At 37.9% G+C, this 18,014-nt stretch carries 11 protein-coding genes; 8 read left to right on the top strand and 3 right to left on the bottom strand.

Annotated elements, in window-relative coordinates; translation table 11 throughout:
• Positions 1 to 119: 119 nt before the first annotated feature.
• The gene (locus tag FLEMA_RS0162075; protein WP_026998030.1) at positions 120 to 1,226 is read right to left on the bottom strand and encodes a glycosyltransferase family 4 protein; all 1,107 of its coding nucleotides are present in this window, start codon (positions 1,224 to 1,226) and stop codon (positions 120 to 122) included.
• Between the two features lie 262 nt (positions 1,227 to 1,488).
• On the opposite strand from FLEMA_RS0162075, the gene FLEMA_RS75245 reads away from it, so the two are divergent.
• The 4 genes from FLEMA_RS75245 (at position 1,489) to pyrF (ending at position 5,682) form a co-directional block, all read left to right on the top strand.
• On the top strand, positions 1,489 to 2,721 hold the full coding sequence (locus FLEMA_RS75245; protein WP_044174020.1) for a M16 family metallopeptidase: 1,233 nt from the start codon (positions 1,489 to 1,491) through the stop codon (positions 2,719 to 2,721).
• Positions 2,722 to 2,828: 107 nt separating this feature from the next.
• Complete coding sequence (locus FLEMA_RS75250) at positions 2,829 to 3,764, top strand: type II restriction endonuclease (RefSeq protein ID WP_044174024.1); 936 nt, start codon at positions 2,829 to 2,831, stop codon at positions 3,762 to 3,764.
• Positions 3,761 to 4,684, top strand: coding sequence for a DNA adenine methylase (locus FLEMA_RS75255; RefSeq protein WP_044174026.1), 924 nt, complete (start codon positions 3,761 to 3,763; stop codon positions 4,682 to 4,684). The genes FLEMA_RS75250 and FLEMA_RS75255 overlap by 4 nt, the downstream gene beginning before the upstream one ends.
• A 173-nt stretch (positions 4,685 to 4,857) precedes the next feature.
• On the top strand, positions 4,858 to 5,682 hold the full coding sequence (pyrF, locus tag FLEMA_RS75260) for an orotidine-5'-phosphate decarboxylase (RefSeq protein WP_044174028.1): 825 nt from the start codon (positions 4,858 to 4,860) through the stop codon (positions 5,680 to 5,682).
• Between the two features lie 121 nt (positions 5,683 to 5,803).
• On the opposite strand, the gene FLEMA_RS0162195 is transcribed toward pyrF, so the two are convergent.
• Positions 5,804 to 6,886, bottom strand: coding sequence for a Gfo/Idh/MocA family protein (locus tag FLEMA_RS0162195; RefSeq protein ID WP_026998031.1), 1,083 nt, complete (start codon positions 6,884 to 6,886; stop codon positions 5,804 to 5,806).
• Positions 6,887 to 7,702: 816 nt separating this feature from the next.
• On the opposite strand from FLEMA_RS0162195, the gene FLEMA_RS75265 reads away from it, so the two are divergent.
• Both FLEMA_RS75265 and FLEMA_RS75270 read left to right on the top strand, forming a co-directional pair.
• Positions 7,703 to 10,615, top strand: a complete 2,913-nt coding sequence (locus FLEMA_RS75265) for a SusC/RagA family TonB-linked outer membrane protein (RefSeq protein WP_144080207.1) — start codon at positions 7,703 to 7,705, stop codon at positions 10,613 to 10,615.
• Between the two features lie 13 nt (positions 10,616 to 10,628).
• Positions 10,629 to 12,314, top strand: a complete 1,686-nt coding sequence (locus FLEMA_RS75270; RefSeq protein WP_044174030.1) for a RagB/SusD family nutrient uptake outer membrane protein — start codon at positions 10,629 to 10,631, stop codon at positions 12,312 to 12,314.
• Positions 12,315 to 12,475: 161 nt separating this feature from the next.
• Here FLEMA_RS75270 and FLEMA_RS76395 read toward each other — a convergent pair whose 3' ends face one another.
• Positions 12,476 to 16,087 (bottom strand): T9SS type A sorting domain-containing protein, encoded by a 3,612-nt coding sequence (locus tag FLEMA_RS76395; RefSeq protein ID WP_052354333.1) that lies wholly within the window; start codon positions 16,085 to 16,087, stop codon positions 12,476 to 12,478.
• A gap of 271 nt (positions 16,088 to 16,358) precedes the next feature.
• Here FLEMA_RS76395 and FLEMA_RS75280 point away from each other — a divergent pair, with 271 nt between their 5' ends.
• Both FLEMA_RS75280 and FLEMA_RS75285 read left to right on the top strand, forming a co-directional pair.
• Positions 16,359 to 16,703, top strand: coding sequence for a HopJ type III effector protein (locus FLEMA_RS75280; RefSeq protein WP_044174032.1), 345 nt, complete (start codon positions 16,359 to 16,361; stop codon positions 16,701 to 16,703).
• Positions 16,704 to 16,836: 133 nt separating this feature from the next.
• Positions 16,837 to 17,892, top strand: a complete 1,056-nt coding sequence (locus tag FLEMA_RS75285) for a hypothetical protein (RefSeq protein WP_044174034.1) — start codon at positions 16,837 to 16,839, stop codon at positions 17,890 to 17,892.
• The last annotated feature ends 122 nt before the right edge of the window (positions 17,893 to 18,014 follow it).

Raw genomic sequence — 18,014 nt, forward strand, 5'->3', positions numbered from 1 at the left:
AATAAAATAGGATAAAAATAATATTTTATTATAAAAAACGAATTTTATAAATAGGTTATTCCTAAAAAAGCTTGTTTTGAGCATACAAGACCATTTTAAGTATAATTATGGGTTATGACCTAATTTGATAAGTTTTGGTAATAATAATTTAGTTTTTTAGCAATAGAGGCTGAAGAGAACTGTTGGATATGTGACTGTCCTGCTGTAACTAACTGCTTAGCCAATGTGGGGTTGGTCAAAATCTGAGTAATTTTTTCGGCAAAACCCATGAAATCCTGAGGGTTAACGTATATTCCGTTGGGGCCACCAGCCTCTTCCAAACATGAACCCGTTGCTGCAATTACAGGAATACCACTATGTAATGACTCTACAATAGGAATACCAAAACCTTCAAAAAAAGAAGGATACACCGTTAGCGAAGCCCCTTGATACAAGCTTGGCAAATCGGCAAAAGGTACTTTATTGAAAATATGTACTCCTTTTAGTTTATGAGTAGCTATATAATGGGTAAGGGTATCTTGGTATTTACTTTTTCCCCCCACAAGAACCAACTCATAATCTGGCGATTGCATAGCTTGAAAAGCCTTTAACAGCGTAAGTTGATTTTTGCGTTCGGTCATAGTGGCTACACACAAAATATATTTTTTACGAAGCTGATATCTTTGTAAAACGGTATCAATATAACTAGAAGGTAAAAGCCGAGAAAAAGCCTCATCACAATCTTGATACACAACAACAATTTTATGCTCGTTTATGCCCAGCAAGTCTATAATATCCTTTTTGGTTTGTTCGCTAATCGCCACAACCAAATTGGCTTGTAAGCAAGCTTGTTTAAATTTTTTTTGATAAATCCAGCGGTCAATAGCAGGGTATAGCTCGGGGTATCGTAAAAAAATAAGGTCATGGATAGTTACCACCGATTTTACCGAAGTTTTGTGAATACCCCACGGGAGTTCGTTGCTGAGGCCATGATAAATTTGTACTTGGTCATGTATCAATTGCTGATTGATAAAATAACTTCGCCACAAAGATTTTGAAAAAGTTTTTTGAGGAAGTTTTACCGCCAAATGCTGAGGTTGCCACGAGCCATTGCCTTTTTTGGGAGTGTAGGCCAAATAGTCGTTTTCGGGAGCATGCTCAAGTAAGGCATTGATAATGAATCTACTATAATTGCCGAGTCCTGTATGATTATGAAAAGCTCTTTTGGCATCGAATCCTATACGCATAGATTGGTGGAGTTGAGTGTGTTTAAACAAAGCCTGCAAAAATACCCAAGTTGCCGAAACTTTCCCAAACACCGAATGTATTTGATAGAAAAAACGTTTCTTAAAAATATCAAAGTAACAGAGATTTTGGGCTTTTCAAACACCAAATTTAAGTATCGCTTCAAAATTGCGTAACTTTGTAGTTTAATAAATATAGTAGTTTAAAAAACGAGAATGAATGGCTTGCATTGGTAGCTACCAAGCAAGGTATGAAGGAATAAGAATGGAAGGAATTCAAGAATATAGTTTGCCCAATGGAATCCGTGTAGTACACCGTCAGGTAACACATACGGCAATATCGCATATTGGTATTATGCTAGATATGGGAAGTCGTGACGAAAAACCTCATCAACAAGGTTTGGCTCATTTTTGGGAACACATGGCTTTTAAGGGTACTCCAAAGCGTACTTCTTTGCAGATTATCAATCGTTTAGAAATTGTTGGAGGCGAGCTAAATGCCTATACCACCAAGGAAAAAATATGTTTTCATGCCTCGGTGCTAACACCACATTACGAGCGTGCATTAGAATTATTGGCCGATATTACCTTTAATTCTATTTTTCCTGAAAAACAGGTTGAACGAGAACGTGGCGTTATTTTGGAAGAAATGGCAATGTATTACGATTCGCCCGAAGATGCTATTCAAGATGATTTTGACGAAATCGTATTTGCCAATCATCAGTTGGGGTGTAATATATTGGGTACACAAGAAAGCGTAAAAGGCTTTACTCGTCAGGATTTGCTCGATTTTATAGCTGAAAATATGGATACTCATCGTATTGTATTTTCATCGGTGGGCAATATGCCTTTCAAAAAAGTAATAGCTTTGGTAGAAAAATTCATGAAAGATATTCCTGCCAAAAGTTCATCGCTGATTCGTACACCTCCTGCATGGTATCAGCCCAAAAGTGAGGTTGTCAAACGCAGTATTACCCAAGCCCAAGTAGCCATTGGCCGTACTGCTTATCAGCTAGCCGACCCCAATAGGTTACCATTTTTTATGCTTATCAACTTATTGGGAGGGCCTGGTATGAACTCCCGCCTCAATTTGGCGGTACGTGAAAAAAACGGATTGGTGTATTCTATTGATGCAGGCTACACGCCGTTTATTGACACAGGCTATTGGGGTATCTATTTTGCTACCGAACCCAAGCATTTGAACAAAACTAATGCTTTGATTTTGAAAGAATTGAAGATTTTGAGAGAAACACCTTTGACCAAAACCCAATTGCATAATACCAAAGAACAACTCATGGGGCAAATGGCGATGTCGGAAGAAGGCAATATGAGTTTTATGTTAATGATGGCCAAAAGTCTTTTGGATATCAACCGTATCGACTCCCTAGACGAGCTTTTTGCTCAGATAAAAACAGTTACTGCAACCCAGTTACAAGAATTGGCAAATGAGCTTTGCCGTGAGGAAGATTTGAGTTATTTAACATTTTTGCCAGAATAAGATAGTTGATGATGGACACTGCAAAAAGCAACCGTACTAATATCAATATCAGACAAAAAGCCAATGTATCATCAAACTGACCGAGATTAAAATTGTAACTTTGCAATATGGATTTAAAAGTAAAAAATAAATATAAAACAGAGTTTAAAAAGGCGTTAGACACCTTTACTGAAAAACTCGAAAAATATGTTTCAACTGAAAACGGAGATTGGTCTGTGAAAGGGTTTATTGACGTTTACAAAAATATTTATACTATCTCATCTGACACTAAAATTGTTTCTAAAATACTTGAAATCCATATTTTCCCACAAATCTTACAGTTTGCAGAAGAAAACGGTTACAATATTGCTTTAACTGAACATCAAAATTATTATCCTGATCTTACTTTTATTCACAAGGAAAATGAAGATGTAAAATTTGCTGTTGACTTGAAAACAACCTATCGCAAGAAAAATGGGATTTCGAGTTTTACACTTGGTAGCCACGGTAGTTATTTTAAAGAAAGAGATAAAAAGAAAAACATTCAGTTTCCTTACAATCAATATTTAGCACATTTTTGTTTGGGGGTAATTTACACACGAACAGATTTGATAAACGATGTTTCAGAAACTGAAATTTACCAAGTTCAAGAACTTCAAGCGGGCGGCGATTCGCAAGAATACGAAACGCCTAATAAAAAAGTAGGCGACAGAGAAGTTACAACTGTTGATAATTTAAAATCAATCACTTCGGTAATTAAAGATTTTGATTTTTTTGTTGCTGAAAAATGGAAAATTGCCAGCGACAAACAAGGTTTTGGAAATACGGCTAATATTGGCTCAACTTTAAGCATAGACGATTTAAGAAATGAAAATGGAATATTTAGCCAATTAGGCGAAGATTGGTTTGACGAATATTGGATAAATTACGGTTCTGCGACAATGATAAAAGATGGCAAGCCAACAAAAATTACAACACTAAAAGACTTTTTAGAATTTAAAGGTAGAACAGACTTGTTAGATAAAATTGTATCGCGTATAACTAATAAAAAAGATACAAAATGAAAGTAATAGTTCCCCCTATAAAAAGCCAAGGTATAAAAACCAAGCTCGTTCCTTGGATTATGGAACTTGCCCCAAAAGTTCAAGGTAAATGGATAGAGCCTTTTCTTGGAACAGGTGTAGTAGCGTTTAATTCTGGGTATAAAAACGCCATTTTAAATGATACAAATCCACATATAATTAACTTCTATAAAGGTATTCAGCACAAAAAAATTACGGCACCTTTGATGAAGCATTATCTTGAAAATGAAGGAGCGATTTTAAGTAAAGCCGAAAATAATGGCTATGAATATTATTTAGAAGTTCGTTCTCGTTTTAATAGTGGAGAATTTTCGCCTTATGACTTTATTTTCCTTTCAAGAGCAGGATTTAATGGAATGATGCGTTTTAATAATAAAGGACATTGGAATATTCCATTCTGTAAAAAACCAGACCGTTTCGCTCAAGCCTATATTACAAAAATCACAAATCAAGTAGCAACGGTTTCTCAAATTATCCAAGCAGAGCCCAATTGGACTTTTTACAATAAATCATTTGCCGACATCATTCCAATGGCAACCGAAAACGATATTATTTATTGCGATCCACCATATTACGGAAGACACGTTGACTACTTTAATGGTTGGACAGAAAAAGACGAAGAACTTTTATTTAATCTGTTGAGCGAAACCAAAGCAAAATTCCTACTTTCAACTTGGCATCATAACGATTGGAGACAAAATGAAATGATTGAAAAGTTTTGGAATAAATTCAATGTAGTCACAAAAGACCATTTTTATCATAATGGAGGTAGCATTGAAAATCGACGCACAGTTGTAGAAGCATTAGTTTGTAACTTCAGTATAGACCATTTTGACCAACACAATCACGGACTAAAAGAAAAAATACAAATTGAGCAATTAGAAATTGATTGGAAAAAGTGAAATAAGCACTGGGTATAATATTGTATTGGTAATAGTGAATATGACACCTATCAACTCAATATTTGTAATTCTATCGGAAGTTTGTATAAATATTAGGCTTACGATTTAATCCCTCTTTATGTTTGACATATAAACAATTAACTTACAGTAAGTTAACCGATAATAGTATATTAATGACAAAGCAAGAACTTTTCGGACAGATTCTGTCCAAAAAATCCTATTTATGTGTAGGGTTAGATACAGACCTTCAAAAATTGCCTAAGCATTTATTGAATGAGGAAGACCCTATTTTTGAATTTAACAAACAGATTATTGATGCTACGCACCAATACGCTGTAGCTTACAAGCCTAATATCGCTTTTTATGAGGCTTTTGGGGCAAAAGGATGGGAAAGCCTTCAAAAAACGTTGGCCTATATTCCGAAAGAATGTTTTACTATTGCCGATGCCAAAAGAGGTGATATTGGTAATACATCGGGCTTATATGCACGAGCTTTTTTTGATAAATCTTCGTCTGGCTTAGACTTCGACTCGGTAACGGTAGCTCCATACATGGGCGAAGACTCAGTAACGCCATTTTTGCAGTTTGATAATAAGTGGGTTATTTTATTGGCTTTGACATCCAATGGCGGTAGCAAAGATTTCCAAACCTTGAATGTGGGCGATAAGGCTCTTTTTGAGGAGGTTTTGACTAAATCTCAAGCATGGGGAAGCGACGAGCAGTTGATGTATGTTGTTGGGGCAACAAAAGCCGATATGCTTACACGTGTACGTGAGCTTGTGCCGAATCATTTTTTATTAGTGCCTGGCGTTGGTGCTCAGGGTGGAAGCTTGGAAGAAGTTTCAAAATATGGTATGAATTCATCTTGCGGTTTGTTGGTCAATTCTTCACGAGCTATTATATATGCTTCAAGTGGTGAAGATTTTGCCGAAGTCGCTGCTCAGGAAGCTCAAAAAGTACAAGCTGAAATGGCAAAGTATTTGGAAATATATCTTTGATAGATTTAGTGAGTTGTGAATGAAAGATGGCGCTTTAGAAATTCAAGGTAATCAAATCAAGTTTCTAATGGTTTACTTCCTCAATCCCTAATTCACAACTCACGAATTAATCGTATGCTATCTAAAAAATAATCGTTCGTTTTTCTTTGGCTGAGCGTTTGGCTGCGTCTAGTATTTCTACAACCAGTTTATTGATTTTGAGAGAAGAAAGGTCATTTTCTGAATTTTTTTTCCCTTGTACTACCGATGCCAAATAAACAAAGGCATCGTTGATGGGAGCATATAAAGGATTGATTTTTACTTCTACACTATTCCTATCGCCTGCTTGCACTTTCAAATTCAAGGTTTTATCGCCAAAAATAAAACCATTTTGTCCATAAATTTCAATATCTTTTCTATCGAATGGCCAATTCCACGAAGCCTGAATAATAGCCTGAGCTTTTGGATAAGTCAGAATAATACTAGCTTCATCGTCTACGTTGGGATAAATATGAGGCTTGATTTGTTGGGTTACGGCTGTGACAGAGAGCGGTCGTTCGCCATTTTGTAACCACGACATCAAATTGGCACCATAGCAACCAAAATCAATAATTGCACCACCGCCGTTCATGATTGGGTCGGTAAGCCAATGCAGGAATGCCTCCGAGCAGCCAATTTCTTTAGGGCCACGATGCCCATCATGAATCACCACTTTCCGAATATCGCCAATCATTTTTTGCTCATAAATCATTTTATATGCTGCCTGATTGCTAGCATACCAAGTAGTTTCGTAGTTGGTAAGTAAATGAATTTTGTGTTTTAGGGCCAATTCTTCCATTCTATTGGCATGTTCAGGGCTTACGGCCAAAGGTTTTTCTACCATAACATGTATACCTTTAGGAGCACAGGTTTCTACAACTTGCAAATGTTCAAAAATACTATTGAATGCACAAACCGCCTCGGGATGTGTCTGGGCAATAAGGGCCTCTAAGGTAGGAAACCAAAGCTTTTCGGAAAGATTATGCTGTTTTAATAACTTCATAGCCAAGGCTTTGTCAGGTTCGGCAAAACCAACGATTTCGACAGGTGAGCTTTCCTTAAAATATTGGAAAACCTGATTGACGTGGTCGTGAGTCATACCTGCAATACCGATTTTGGTTCGTTTGGTCTGTGAAAAAGATGCTTGTGCCAGAAGTAATGTTAGTAATAATACGATTGTTTTCATAGCTGGATATTCAGGTTAAAATAGAGACAAAAAAATACCACTAAAAGTAATTTTTTTAACCAGAAACTGTTGCTGTTCTACCCTGAAAATATAAAGGAAAATGTTTTGAAAAAATAGGTAAAAAATTGAGTAGATCCTGAACTGCACCGACTTTCTGAAATAATTTACTTTATGATGGAAAAATTATAAAATAAATTAAAATATTTTTATAAAAACCATTTGTATAACAATATCTCTTCTTTCAAACTATATACAGCCATCAGCATCAATATGAAAGTTTCTAAAAATACCTACTCTATGGGTGAATTATCACTCAATAATATTGGATTGTTTCCCTGCTTTTTTTCTGCTAGTGATAAGCGATAATATTGCACTTTTCAAATAGCTTATTATCAATAACAAGAAAGGATTAATACGTATGATTGGATTGGTTGGGTATTGCAAAAGTTGTTCATAAATAGCTTTCTCAATATGCCTTTTTGATGCGTATATTAACAATAAATCATTTCTTGTTAATAATTTCTTTACTTTCCATGCTGTTCGATTGGATAACTTGCACATTCAAATTTAGTACAATTTTCTATATAAGTACCGCTATTGCTTTCTTTCATAAATTTTTAAAAATATAAATAAAGAAAGAATTGATAAAACAATGGCGTACCGTTTTTAAATAAACAAACCCCAAAGAATATGAACAAGCTTTCCATTTTAAAACCCCAACGCCAACTCACGTTAGGCGTATTACTGGGCTTTTCTATTGGCTTTTTTCCGAGCCCTTCCTTGGCAGCTTCCATTGCCAAAGAGCATTCTTTACTCATGGAAAAAAAGAGCAATAGCGAAGTTACCTTGAAAGGGCAAGTAGTTGATGCCGTTACCAAAGAGCCTTTGGTAGGCTGTAGTGTATCCATAAAAGGTACAAAGCGTGGTGTAAATACAGATGTAAAAGGAAATTTTAGCATAACACTCGACGATAAAGCTACGATTGTTGTGAGTTTTGTTGGATACGAAAAGCAAGAAATAGCAGTAAACGGTAGAACGTCGTTGACGGTAGCCCTAAAATCGTCGGCATCCGACCTTGAGCAAGTAGTTGTAATTGGTTATGGTAGCTCTACCAAAAAAGATGTAACAGGTTCGGTAAAGTCTATTAAAAGTACAGAATTTAACCAAGGTATCATCAATTCTCCCGAACAATTGTTGCAAGGTAAGGTATCGGGTGTAAATGTAACGTCGGCAAGTGGCGAACCCGGAGGCGTACAAAATATTAGTGTCCGTGGGCCAGGTGGGGTTCGTACAGGAAGTACACCGCTATTTGTGGTAGATGGGTTGGCTTTGGACAACTCTAGTACAGGTGGTGCTACCAATCCACTCAACTTTTTGAACCCACAAGATATTGAATCTATCGACGTACTGAAAGACGCTTCGGCTACAGCTATTTATGGTTCGAGAGGTGCCAATGGGGTTATTTTGATCACCACCAAAAAAGGAAAAGCTGGATTCTCCACTTTCAATTATTCGGCTAGTTATGGGGTTTCGTCGATGTCCAGAGCTTTGCCTGTATTTAGTGCCGACGAGTACCGCAAGCAAGTACCCGCAGTAGGGGGGGTATTGGAAGATTTGAATGCCTCGACCGACTGGCAGAAAGAAATAACTAGAACTGCTATTACCCAAAACCACAATATTTCGTTGGGAGGAGGGGCCGATAAATTAACTTATTATGGTTCGTTTGGTATCCAGAATCAGGAAGGTATTATTAAAAACAACCAACTAAATCGCTATTCGGGACGTATCAATGTATCACAGAAGTTTTTGGACGACCACCTAACGGTAGACGTAAACTTGAGTGCTTCTCAAACTTATAACGAACGCCCACCGATTGGCTCGGTGTTGGGAAGTGCTATTTCTACCAACCCAACTTATCCTGCTTATGATACAAAAGGTAATATATTTTTGTATCAGTCAGGTACAAACCCGTTGTTGTCGTTGAAACTAGAAAAAGATATTACAACAATCAACCGTATCATTGGTAATATTTCGCCATCACTCAAAATCATAGATGGCTTGGTATATAAGCTTAACTTTGGCATAGACAATTCCAATTCGGCACGTGACCTCCAATCGTTGGCAAATGCCGTTCCTCAGCAAGATGGACGCTTAGAAACTATTAATAGTACTATCAATAACAAGTTGATTGAAAACTATTTGACTTATACAAAAGCCATAAAAGACCATAGTTTCTCGGCATTGGTAGGTCATTCTTACCAAAAAATCACTTTACAAGGGCGTTCGTATAGTATTAATAAATTCCCTATTTCAGATATCGAGCCTATCTATAACCCAGGCTTGGGTCAAGATTTAACATTGGCCAACAACCGCCCAACAGGTTATGCTGTAATTAATGAATTACAATCGTTTTTCTCAAGGGTTAATTATCAGTACAAAGACAAATATTTGTTGACGGCCACAGTAAGAGCCGATGGTTCTTCAAAATTTGGAGCTAATAACAAATATGGTGTTTTCCCGTCGTTTTCAGCAGGATGGAGAGTTTCGGAAGAAGAATTTTTGAAAGGAACAGCCATTAATAACTTGAAAATCAGAGCAGGTTGGGGAAGAACAGGAAACCAAGAAATCCCTTCTAAAATCACGCAGGCAAGGTTTACTTCGCAAGTTTCGGCAACAACAAGCTATCCACTCAACGAAACTTCGGTGTATCCAGCGGGTACTTCATATACTCGTTTAGCCAATCCAAATATCCAATGGGAACAATCTACCCAAACCGATTTAGGAATTGACTTTGCTTTCTTGAATGGTGCATTGACAGGTACAATCGATGCCTTTAGTAAGGTTTCGGGCGATATTTTGTTGGAGGTTATCCCTGCCGACCCTGTACAGCCAGCGGGTACATTCTGGACCAACGTGAAAGATATGACAATTACCAACAAAGGTTTGGAATTGGAATTGAACTATCGCCATACCAACAAAGGCGGGTTGACGTATGAAGTAGGTGGAAATATTACATTTATTGATAACGTAGTAAACAAATCACCCTATTCGGTGATTCCTTCTGGCTCGGCTTCTGGCTCTGGCTTAACTTCGGCTACTATCAATGGCTATATAAACGGACAACCAATAGGCACATTTTTCTTGAAAGAATTTATTGGATTTGATGAAAAGGGTATCAGCAAATTCCGTGATGTTGATGGTGACGGTATTGTAACCGACAACGACCGTATTGCTGCAGGAAGTGCATTGCCAACCAAACAGTTTAACTTCTTTGGGCGTGTATCTTACAAGGGTTTTGATTTGTCGGCCAACTTCAATGGAGTATCTGGCAACAAAGTCTATGATAATACCGCCAATGCCAACTTCTATAAATTAAGACTTTCAAAAGGAATCAATACTACGCCCGAAGCCATTGCTTCTGCTCAGGAATCTACTAATAACTCAGCTCCAGTATCAACAAGATACTTAAAAGATGGTGCTTTTTTGCGTTTAAACAACCTTTCATTAGGCTATAGTTTTGATACCAAATCGCTAGGAATCAACAAATGGGTTTCGGGATTGAGACTTTCTGTAACTGGCCAAAACCTATTCGTTATTACAAAATACGATGGCTATGACCCAGAAGTAAATACCGACAGAACAATCAACGGTATTACTTCTTACGGAATTGACTACCTGAGTTATCCAAAAGCTAGGTCAGTTATGTTTGGCCTAAATGTTTCATTCTAATACGACATCAATCATGAAAAAGAAAATATATGTACTAATGGCCCTTATGGCCGCCTTATCTATTCAGAGTTGTACCAATCTTGAAGAACAGGTATTGGACGAAACTTTGACATCAAGTTTGTCAGAAAGCGAAATTGCCAATGGTATTATAGCTCCAGTGTATGCTCAATTACCTAATATTTTTACGCATACCAACTATTTTGCTATTCAGGAAATCTCTACCGACGAAGCTATTTTGCCTTATCGTGGCGGTACCGACTGGGGCGACAACGGTATTTATTTGGCATTGCACCAGCATACCCATACCAGTACCGACCCCAACCTTCGTAGTACATGGAACTTGATTTTGCAAGGGATGTCTCGTGCTATTACCGCTATCAACACATTGCCAACGTCGAAAAGCGAATCGGCTAAAGTGTATTTGGCCGAAGCACGTGGTATGAGAGCTTATTATTCGATGCTTACTTTTGATTTATTTGGGTTGGTTTTTGTAAAAAATGATATTGGCGAAAACTCAAAAGTGATTCGTGGCGAAGAAGCATTGGAATATATCAAAAGCGAATTGTTGGCCGTAGAACCTAACTTGTCAACTACCGTTGGGCCTGGTCGTTTAACCAAAGGGGCGGTTTGGGGCTTATTGGCTAGACTATATTTGAATGCAGGAGTTTACCGTGACCGTTATGCAGCCAATGTAACCTTCAAAAATGAAGATTTAGACAAAGTAATTGAATATTGCGATAAGATTATTGCTTCTAACCAATATCAGCTATCAAGAGACTATTTCTCTATTTTCAATTCAGACAACCATACCAACAAAGAATTGATTTTTGCTGTTGACCAACGTGCAGAATTGAATGGACATAACCGTTTGGCTTATTTCTCACTTTCGGGCGACCAGTTCCCATTACCAGCTTATCCAGGTGCCAATGGTACAGATGGCCCAGCCATTACACCCGACTATTACCGTACTTGGGCAAATGCCTATGCTCCGCAAGACCCTTCGGTTGACCCTAGATTTTACAAACAAAATCTTTCTATTTATTCTAACCCAGCCGATTCATGTGTAGCTGCCGATAATTTCAATATCAATAGAGGTATTCTGAGAGGGCAGCAATATGGCTTGATTCGTAAAAATGGGGTGTTCTTGAAATGTGCCGATGGCAAAATGAAAGTTGGTAAATTGTTTCATGATACACGAAACAGACCAACAATGCCTGTTGATTTTACCGAACAAGTGGATTTTACTGTAGCTGGAAGTAATTATAATACGGGTTATCGTGTAGAGAAATATGAGTTTAGTAAAAAATCGGTAAGTGGTCGTAACTTTGGTGAAGCTGATATTGTGATTTTACGTTTGGCCGATATTTATTTGATGCGTGCCGAAGCTAAATTAAGAAGAAGCAACGATGCAACGGCTGCCCTAGCCGATGTAAATACGGTAAGATCTGCCAGAACGGTGTCGACTCCTCCTCCAGCATTGACAAGCATGTCGCTTGATATTTTGTATAGAGAACGAGGATTTGAATTTTATTGGGAAATGCTAAGACGCAGCGATATGATTCGTTTTGGTAAATATGAAGGTCAATGGACTGAAAAAACGAATACCGATAAAACCAAACGCATATTCCCTATTCCGCAAACCGCAATTGACGGTGCTTCTAACCTTCCAGGATACTTGGTACAAAACCAAGGGTATTAAGAATGTATTTAGCACTATAAATACCGATTCTGTTATGGAATAACGTGTAAGCCCCATCAAGGAGAATCCTCTTTGATGGGGCTTGTGTTTTGGTAAAATACTTGAAGTTTGATTCGACAAGGTGTTTTTTGCTGAATGTAAAAAACAGCCTACCGCTCTTCTTATTTTACGATAGACACTTTATGGATTTCATGTTTACCGTCTTTTAAACTAATATTGAGCCAATACAAACCTGAAGGAATAGCTTTGAGGTCGATACTATTGCTAGAAAGGTTTTTAGTTTCAAAAACTGTCGAACCATTGGCACTTTGTAGCTTAGCCTGTGCAATAGTACTAATATCGTCAGTCATGATGTATAATACCTCCGAAACAGGGTTTGGATATACCACAGCACGGGTTTGGAGTTCTGGATTTCTGCTTTCAGTCAACTTGTCGAACCCTGAAGCAAGTTTATAATTAGCCCCTGATAAAATACTTTGTGTGGTTTTGGCTGTTTGTGAGCCTACTTCGCTCGGAATAACAAAAATCGGAGTTTCAGTTACGGCTATCTGAAACTGTCCATTGCTATTACTTACACTTACACTATCCATTTTTTCGCTACCTGCTTTTGGTGTAAAAATCTTAATGTCATGGATATTGCCCAAATTAAGAGTATAGCTACCCGTGCGACCGATTTCGTCGGGAATCGTCAAAATATATGCCGATTTACCATTTAGCTCGTAGCGGTCAACCAGTGGGTCGAGTGAAAGCGTTTGTTTGTAGACATAGTCTCCAATAAGATTTTTGGTTTGGTACAAATAATCAGCTATTGGACGACGGCTTTTATCTTGATTGATTAATCCTGATGACGAAAACTGTACAGGATTTAAGGGATTGTCATCGTATAGCATAAAGAAAAAGCTTTTTTCTACTCCCAAACGATTGTACATCAATGCCGAACGGAGGCCCCAATCGGCTTGGGTAATGGTAGCTGGTTTGTCGCCAATAGCAATGGCTTTGAGAGGACTACCTTGGTTAATATCAAAGCCTAACTCGGTAATCCAAACAGGCATATCATAAGCTTCTTCGTGAGCTACTTTGACAAAAGCTTTGGCTACATTGCCTGCAATAGATACCTCTGGTGCAGCAGCACGTGAAGATGAACCACTTTGGCTGGAATTGGCATTGTCAGAATACAAATGATAATTAATGACATCCCAACAAAGATTGACCGTACCATCGGGTTTGTAACCTCTAAATTCTTTACACCAATCAATCATTCCACGGATGTAGTCGGGCGATGCCGATGCTAGGCCAGCCATAACAACTTTGATATTAGGGTCTGCATTTTTAGCTCCAATACCTGGCCCCATCGTATTTTTGTGACCATCATAAAAAGCCGATAAATTGGCGGCATATTCACGAGCCGTTTGATACGCTTTTCGGCCTTTCCACCATTTATCACGTTCATTGCCACATTCAATATATTGGATTGTACCAAGCCCTACTTTAAGGGTATTGACATTGTCGTTTGTCCAACGAGGCTGAGTAAAGACACTCAACAGGGTAGTATCTACATTGGGGTTACTACCATAGCGAGCAACATACTGGAAAGCTACCTGAGCTTGTTCTCGATACGAATTAGGGTCGGAAAAAGATTTCCCGTATTTTACAGGAACAATATTATTGTCTTGGTCTTCGGCAGGATAAGTATTGTACATCCAGTTAGGAGCACCCTGCAAACATGGCAGCACAACAATACCCGCCTGTTGGCAACGTTCGTAAATAATATCATAATTCCAGCCACCATTAAAACAAGGATTATAGGTATAAACGTCTTCGTAGTGTTCTAGTTTTTCCCAGTCCATATATTGACGGAATCCAGAAAATGCACTAAACGTTGCCATTTTACTTTCATCAATAAGCGAGGCATCGGTACTTTTCAGAAAATCCCATTCAAAGGCATTGATACCAAAGCCATCTTTCATTTTGATATTTTTGAGCGGAGGCGTTGTAGTTACTCCTGTACCAGCGGTATAAGTACCATATAGCTCCATTTCGGTAGGATACGCCCCATTGCAATTGATAACTAAATACCTAAAATTGGCACTAGGAGGGTTGGCCAAAGTAAATACTCCTTGGTTGTTGGGGTCGGGGCCTACCCAGCTCATATAAGTCGCTCCTGTAAAAGTAGCAATCAGCACCCTTTCCCATTGGTCTGTAATACCATAGAGTTTGAAAGGAGTATTTTCCATAGTACCAGTGCCGTCATAAAATTTAATACTTTGGATATGAATACTTTCGCCTACTTGAAGCGGATAGTAGGCATCAAAATTATCGAGTATTTTACCCCAGCCTGTAAATACATTTACATCGGTTACGCCATCGAATAGAGCATCCAAACCATTACTTGTATTGTTGAGTTGATACCATCTACTGGCTACAATCGGGATTTTTGTACCAATAATAGTTGGGTTATTGGGGTTGGTTGGTGGAGGCGTTACCGCACCATTAATGATAGTTCCATAAACTTGTACTTTTAGCGGAATATTATTCCCGAATTTTCTAATAATAACGGCATCGGCAACTGTAGGGTTGGATAGCACTAAGTCGACAAAGGTGTTGTAACTCAAGCCCTCAAAATTACCTAGAAAAGTTAGTTGTGTACCATTGAGGGCATAAATAGAGGCAGGCTTGTCGGTAAACGTACCCGAACCATCGTAAAACGACAGTTTGGAAAGAATACTTCGGTGCTCAAGGGTCAGTTTAATATCTACCCATTTGTCGTTGCCCCCCCAAACACTCTGAACAACACTATTGATGTCGTCGGTTATCCAAGGGGCATAGTCTTGCCCTGTATTTTCACTTGGTGTGATACCTATCACTTTGAGTTTTTCCATTGGAGGTACCAGCTTAGGGGTACCAGCTATTGCCTCTCCATAAATTTGTACTTTTTGAGGAATATTATTCCCAAATTTTCGGATAATAATGGCTTCGGCAATCGTAGGATTGGCAACTGGTATATCAACAAAATTCATGTATGTCAAGCCTTCAAATTTTCCTAAATAGGTCATCGTGGTATCGTTGAGGGCATAAATAGAAACAGGGTCATCGACAAAAGTACCAGTATAGTCATAGAGCGAGAGCTTGGAAATTAAGCTTTTATGTTCTAAGGTTAGTTTTATGTCTACCCATTTGTTATTGCCTGTCCACGCATTTTCAACAAGCGAATCCAAGTTGTCGGTCAACCAAGGCGAGTAATCCTGACCTGTATATTCGCTGGGATTGATACCCATAATTTTGAGCCGATTGCTTGGAGGTAATACCTTGGTAGCTCCAGGGATAGGGTCGCCAAAAACCTGTACTTTTTGAGGAATATTATTGCCAAATTTTCTAACAACAATGGCATCGGCAGTGATGGTATTGGGCAATACCAAATCCACAAAAGTTAAATAGGCCAGTCCCTCAAATTTGCCAAGGTAGGTCATCGAGGTGTCGTTCAATGCGTAAATGTAGGCAGGGGCATCGGCAAAGCTACCCTCTTTATCATAAAAAGAGAGCTTAGAAACAGCACTTTTGTACTCAAATCGAAGAGTAACGTCTACCCATTTGTTGTTGTTTATCCAAGCATTGGCAACAAGTTGAGAGAGGTCGTCGGTGTACCAAGGCGAATAATCTTGGCCAGTATCTTCGCTAGGTGTAATGTGAATAATTTTGACACGGTTGGTTGTTTGTGATAGGCTGTTTTGTACCCAGCAGAGGAGTACCAAACAAAGGAGCACATAGTTTTTCATAGTTAAAAAGATGTGATAGATGGTGGAAAAGAAAAAGCAATAAATAAATTTTAAAGTAATAGCGAGAAATGTAATCAAAGGTATAAATAATCATTTATCATTAAAATTCTTCTGAGAAAAATAATTTTATGGTAGTTTAATGGTAATATAGAACATTCTTTTTTGAGTTTTTTTAGGATAAAAACCTTGAGATAGTACGAAAAATTACACTGTATAAGCCTAAAGCATAACAAAACATGACGTAATTTTGTACTTCATCAAAATCATCATTATGTCTATCGTTTTGCTTTTAGAAAAAATCCAGAATACTCCCGACAGTATTGAGTTTAGTGAGGTTATTGCAACTATCGACCAACACTATGACTTTACGCCAACAGCTTTTCGTAATGGCGATACCATAAATCAGGCAGGGCAAAATTCGGGTTCTTGCAAGTTGTTTTCGTTTGCCCAAATACAAAACCTAACCCAAAGTCAAACTTTGGCATGTTTTGGTGCGTTTTATAGAAAAGATGTACTCGAAAACCCCATAGGAACAGACCACCAAAACATCAGAAATTTTATCAAATTTGGCTGGGATGGTATCCAATTTGAAGGAAACGCACTTACGCAAAAATAAGATTCGGAGGAGGTGTGTCGTAGGTATAAGCCTCCTCTTAGTACTTGTTTAGCATTTGCTGATTTGTACTTCTGCTACTCATAATTCATATACGCTTACTTTAATACCCATTTATCAACTAGAAGAGTTATCAATGCTTGCAGAGTTACATTCGCCCGAACATCTTCCCAATAAAGAACTCGATACCTACCTTGCCGATGGCTGGTTTAGGATGGGGCAAAGTATTTTTACAACCAATTTTCTGAAGTTCAATAGTGTTTTTTATAGTGCTATTTGGCTTCGTATTGATTTATTTAATCTTGTGTACCCCAAAACCAAACAAAAGCTTGCCAAACTCAATGCAAAATTTAGGGTAGAAATTCAGCCCGCATCGCTGACTATGAAGCAGGAAGCCCTTTTTGCTAAATACCGACAACATATTACTTTCGATACCTCTTCATCTTTGCAGCAGCTGTTATATGGCGATACCCAACGAGAAATTTTTGATGCCTACGAAGTGAATGTGTATGATAATCAGAAGCTGATTGCCACAGGTTTTTTTGATTTGGGAGAAGACAGTGCCGCAGGTATTTCGTGTTTTTATGACCCCGAATATAAAAAACATAGCTTAGGCAAATATTTGATGTACCTAAAAATGGATTTTTGTCAAAGCAAAGGGATGAACTACTTTTACCCGGGGTACTTTGTGCCAGGTTACCCCTTATTTGATTACAAAGCTGACTTAGCTCCGCAATCGCTCGAATATTTAGATGTTTTTTCAGAGCTTTGGAAGCCTTTTAGTACTTTTTTGCCCGAAAATACGCCTATCAAATTAATGCAAAATAAACTATTGGCTTTACAAGATTTGCTTGAAGAAGAGGGCGTTCCTGTTGAATTTATGCACTATGAGTATTTTGATGCCAATTTGGTAGCTAGTCTTAATGGCTTATCGTTGTTAGATGCCCCATTGTTTTTGTTTTGCCTTGAAAAAGAAGCCAATTTTATTAATCCCATCATTACTTTCGATATTCAGAAACAGGCATATCGGTTAGTATTATGCACCAGTGTTTTTCAGATGGATTATAAAGGTACAGAAAAAGGGTATTTTGGTGAACACCTTTTGCAGCCATCAAAGTATTTATTTACAACCGAATCGGTTGATATTATGGCACATATTATTGCTCATTCGCTCAAAAAAACAGTGCAATAAGGCAGCAGGTTGATACAATAAACTGATGTGACGGGTTTTATTGCAAAGAGAATCTATTTACTCAGAAATAATCTTATCTATACACTTACTTCATTTGTTTCATTTTTTTACTAACTTATCCT

The sequence above is a fragment of the Flectobacillus major DSM 103 genome, from assembly GCF_000427405.1.
GTDB lineage: Bacteria > Bacteroidota > Bacteroidia > Cytophagales > Spirosomataceae > Flectobacillus > Flectobacillus major.

Bases quoted from the DNA above. Each gene is read 5' to 3' on its own strand.
- FLEMA_RS0162195 (WP_026998031.1), bottom strand. From the start codon at position 6,886: ATGAAAACAATCGTATTATTACTAACATTACTTCTGGCACAAGCATCT.
- FLEMA_RS75250 (WP_044174024.1), top strand. From the start codon at position 2,829: ATGGATTTAAAAGTAAAAAATAAATATAAAACAGAGTTTAAAAAGGCG.
- FLEMA_RS75245 (WP_044174020.1), top strand. From the start codon at position 1,489: ATGGAAGGAATTCAAGAATATAGTTTGCCCAATGGAATCCGTGTAGTA.
- FLEMA_RS75255 (WP_044174026.1), top strand. From the start codon at position 3,761: ATGAAAGTAATAGTTCCCCCTATAAAAAGCCAAGGTATAAAAACCAAG.
- FLEMA_RS75285 (WP_044174034.1), top strand. From the start codon at position 16,837: ATGCTTGCAGAGTTACATTCGCCCGAACATCTTCCCAATAAAGAACTC.
- FLEMA_RS75265 (WP_144080207.1), top strand. From the start codon at position 7,703: ATGGAAAAAAAGAGCAATAGCGAAGTTACCTTGAAAGGGCAAGTAGTT.
- FLEMA_RS75270 (WP_044174030.1), top strand. From the start codon at position 10,629: ATGAAAAAGAAAATATATGTACTAATGGCCCTTATGGCCGCCTTATCT.
- FLEMA_RS75280 (WP_044174032.1), top strand. From the start codon at position 16,359: ATGTCTATCGTTTTGCTTTTAGAAAAAATCCAGAATACTCCCGACAGT.
- FLEMA_RS0162075 (WP_026998030.1), bottom strand. From the start codon at position 1,226: ATGCGTATAGGATTCGATGCCAAAAGAGCTTTTCATAATCATACAGGA.
- pyrF (WP_044174028.1), top strand. From the start codon at position 4,858: ATGACAAAGCAAGAACTTTTCGGACAGATTCTGTCCAAAAAATCCTAT.
- FLEMA_RS76395 (WP_052354333.1), bottom strand. From the start codon at position 16,087: ATGAAAAACTATGTGCTCCTTTGTTTGGTACTCCTCTGCTGGGTACAA.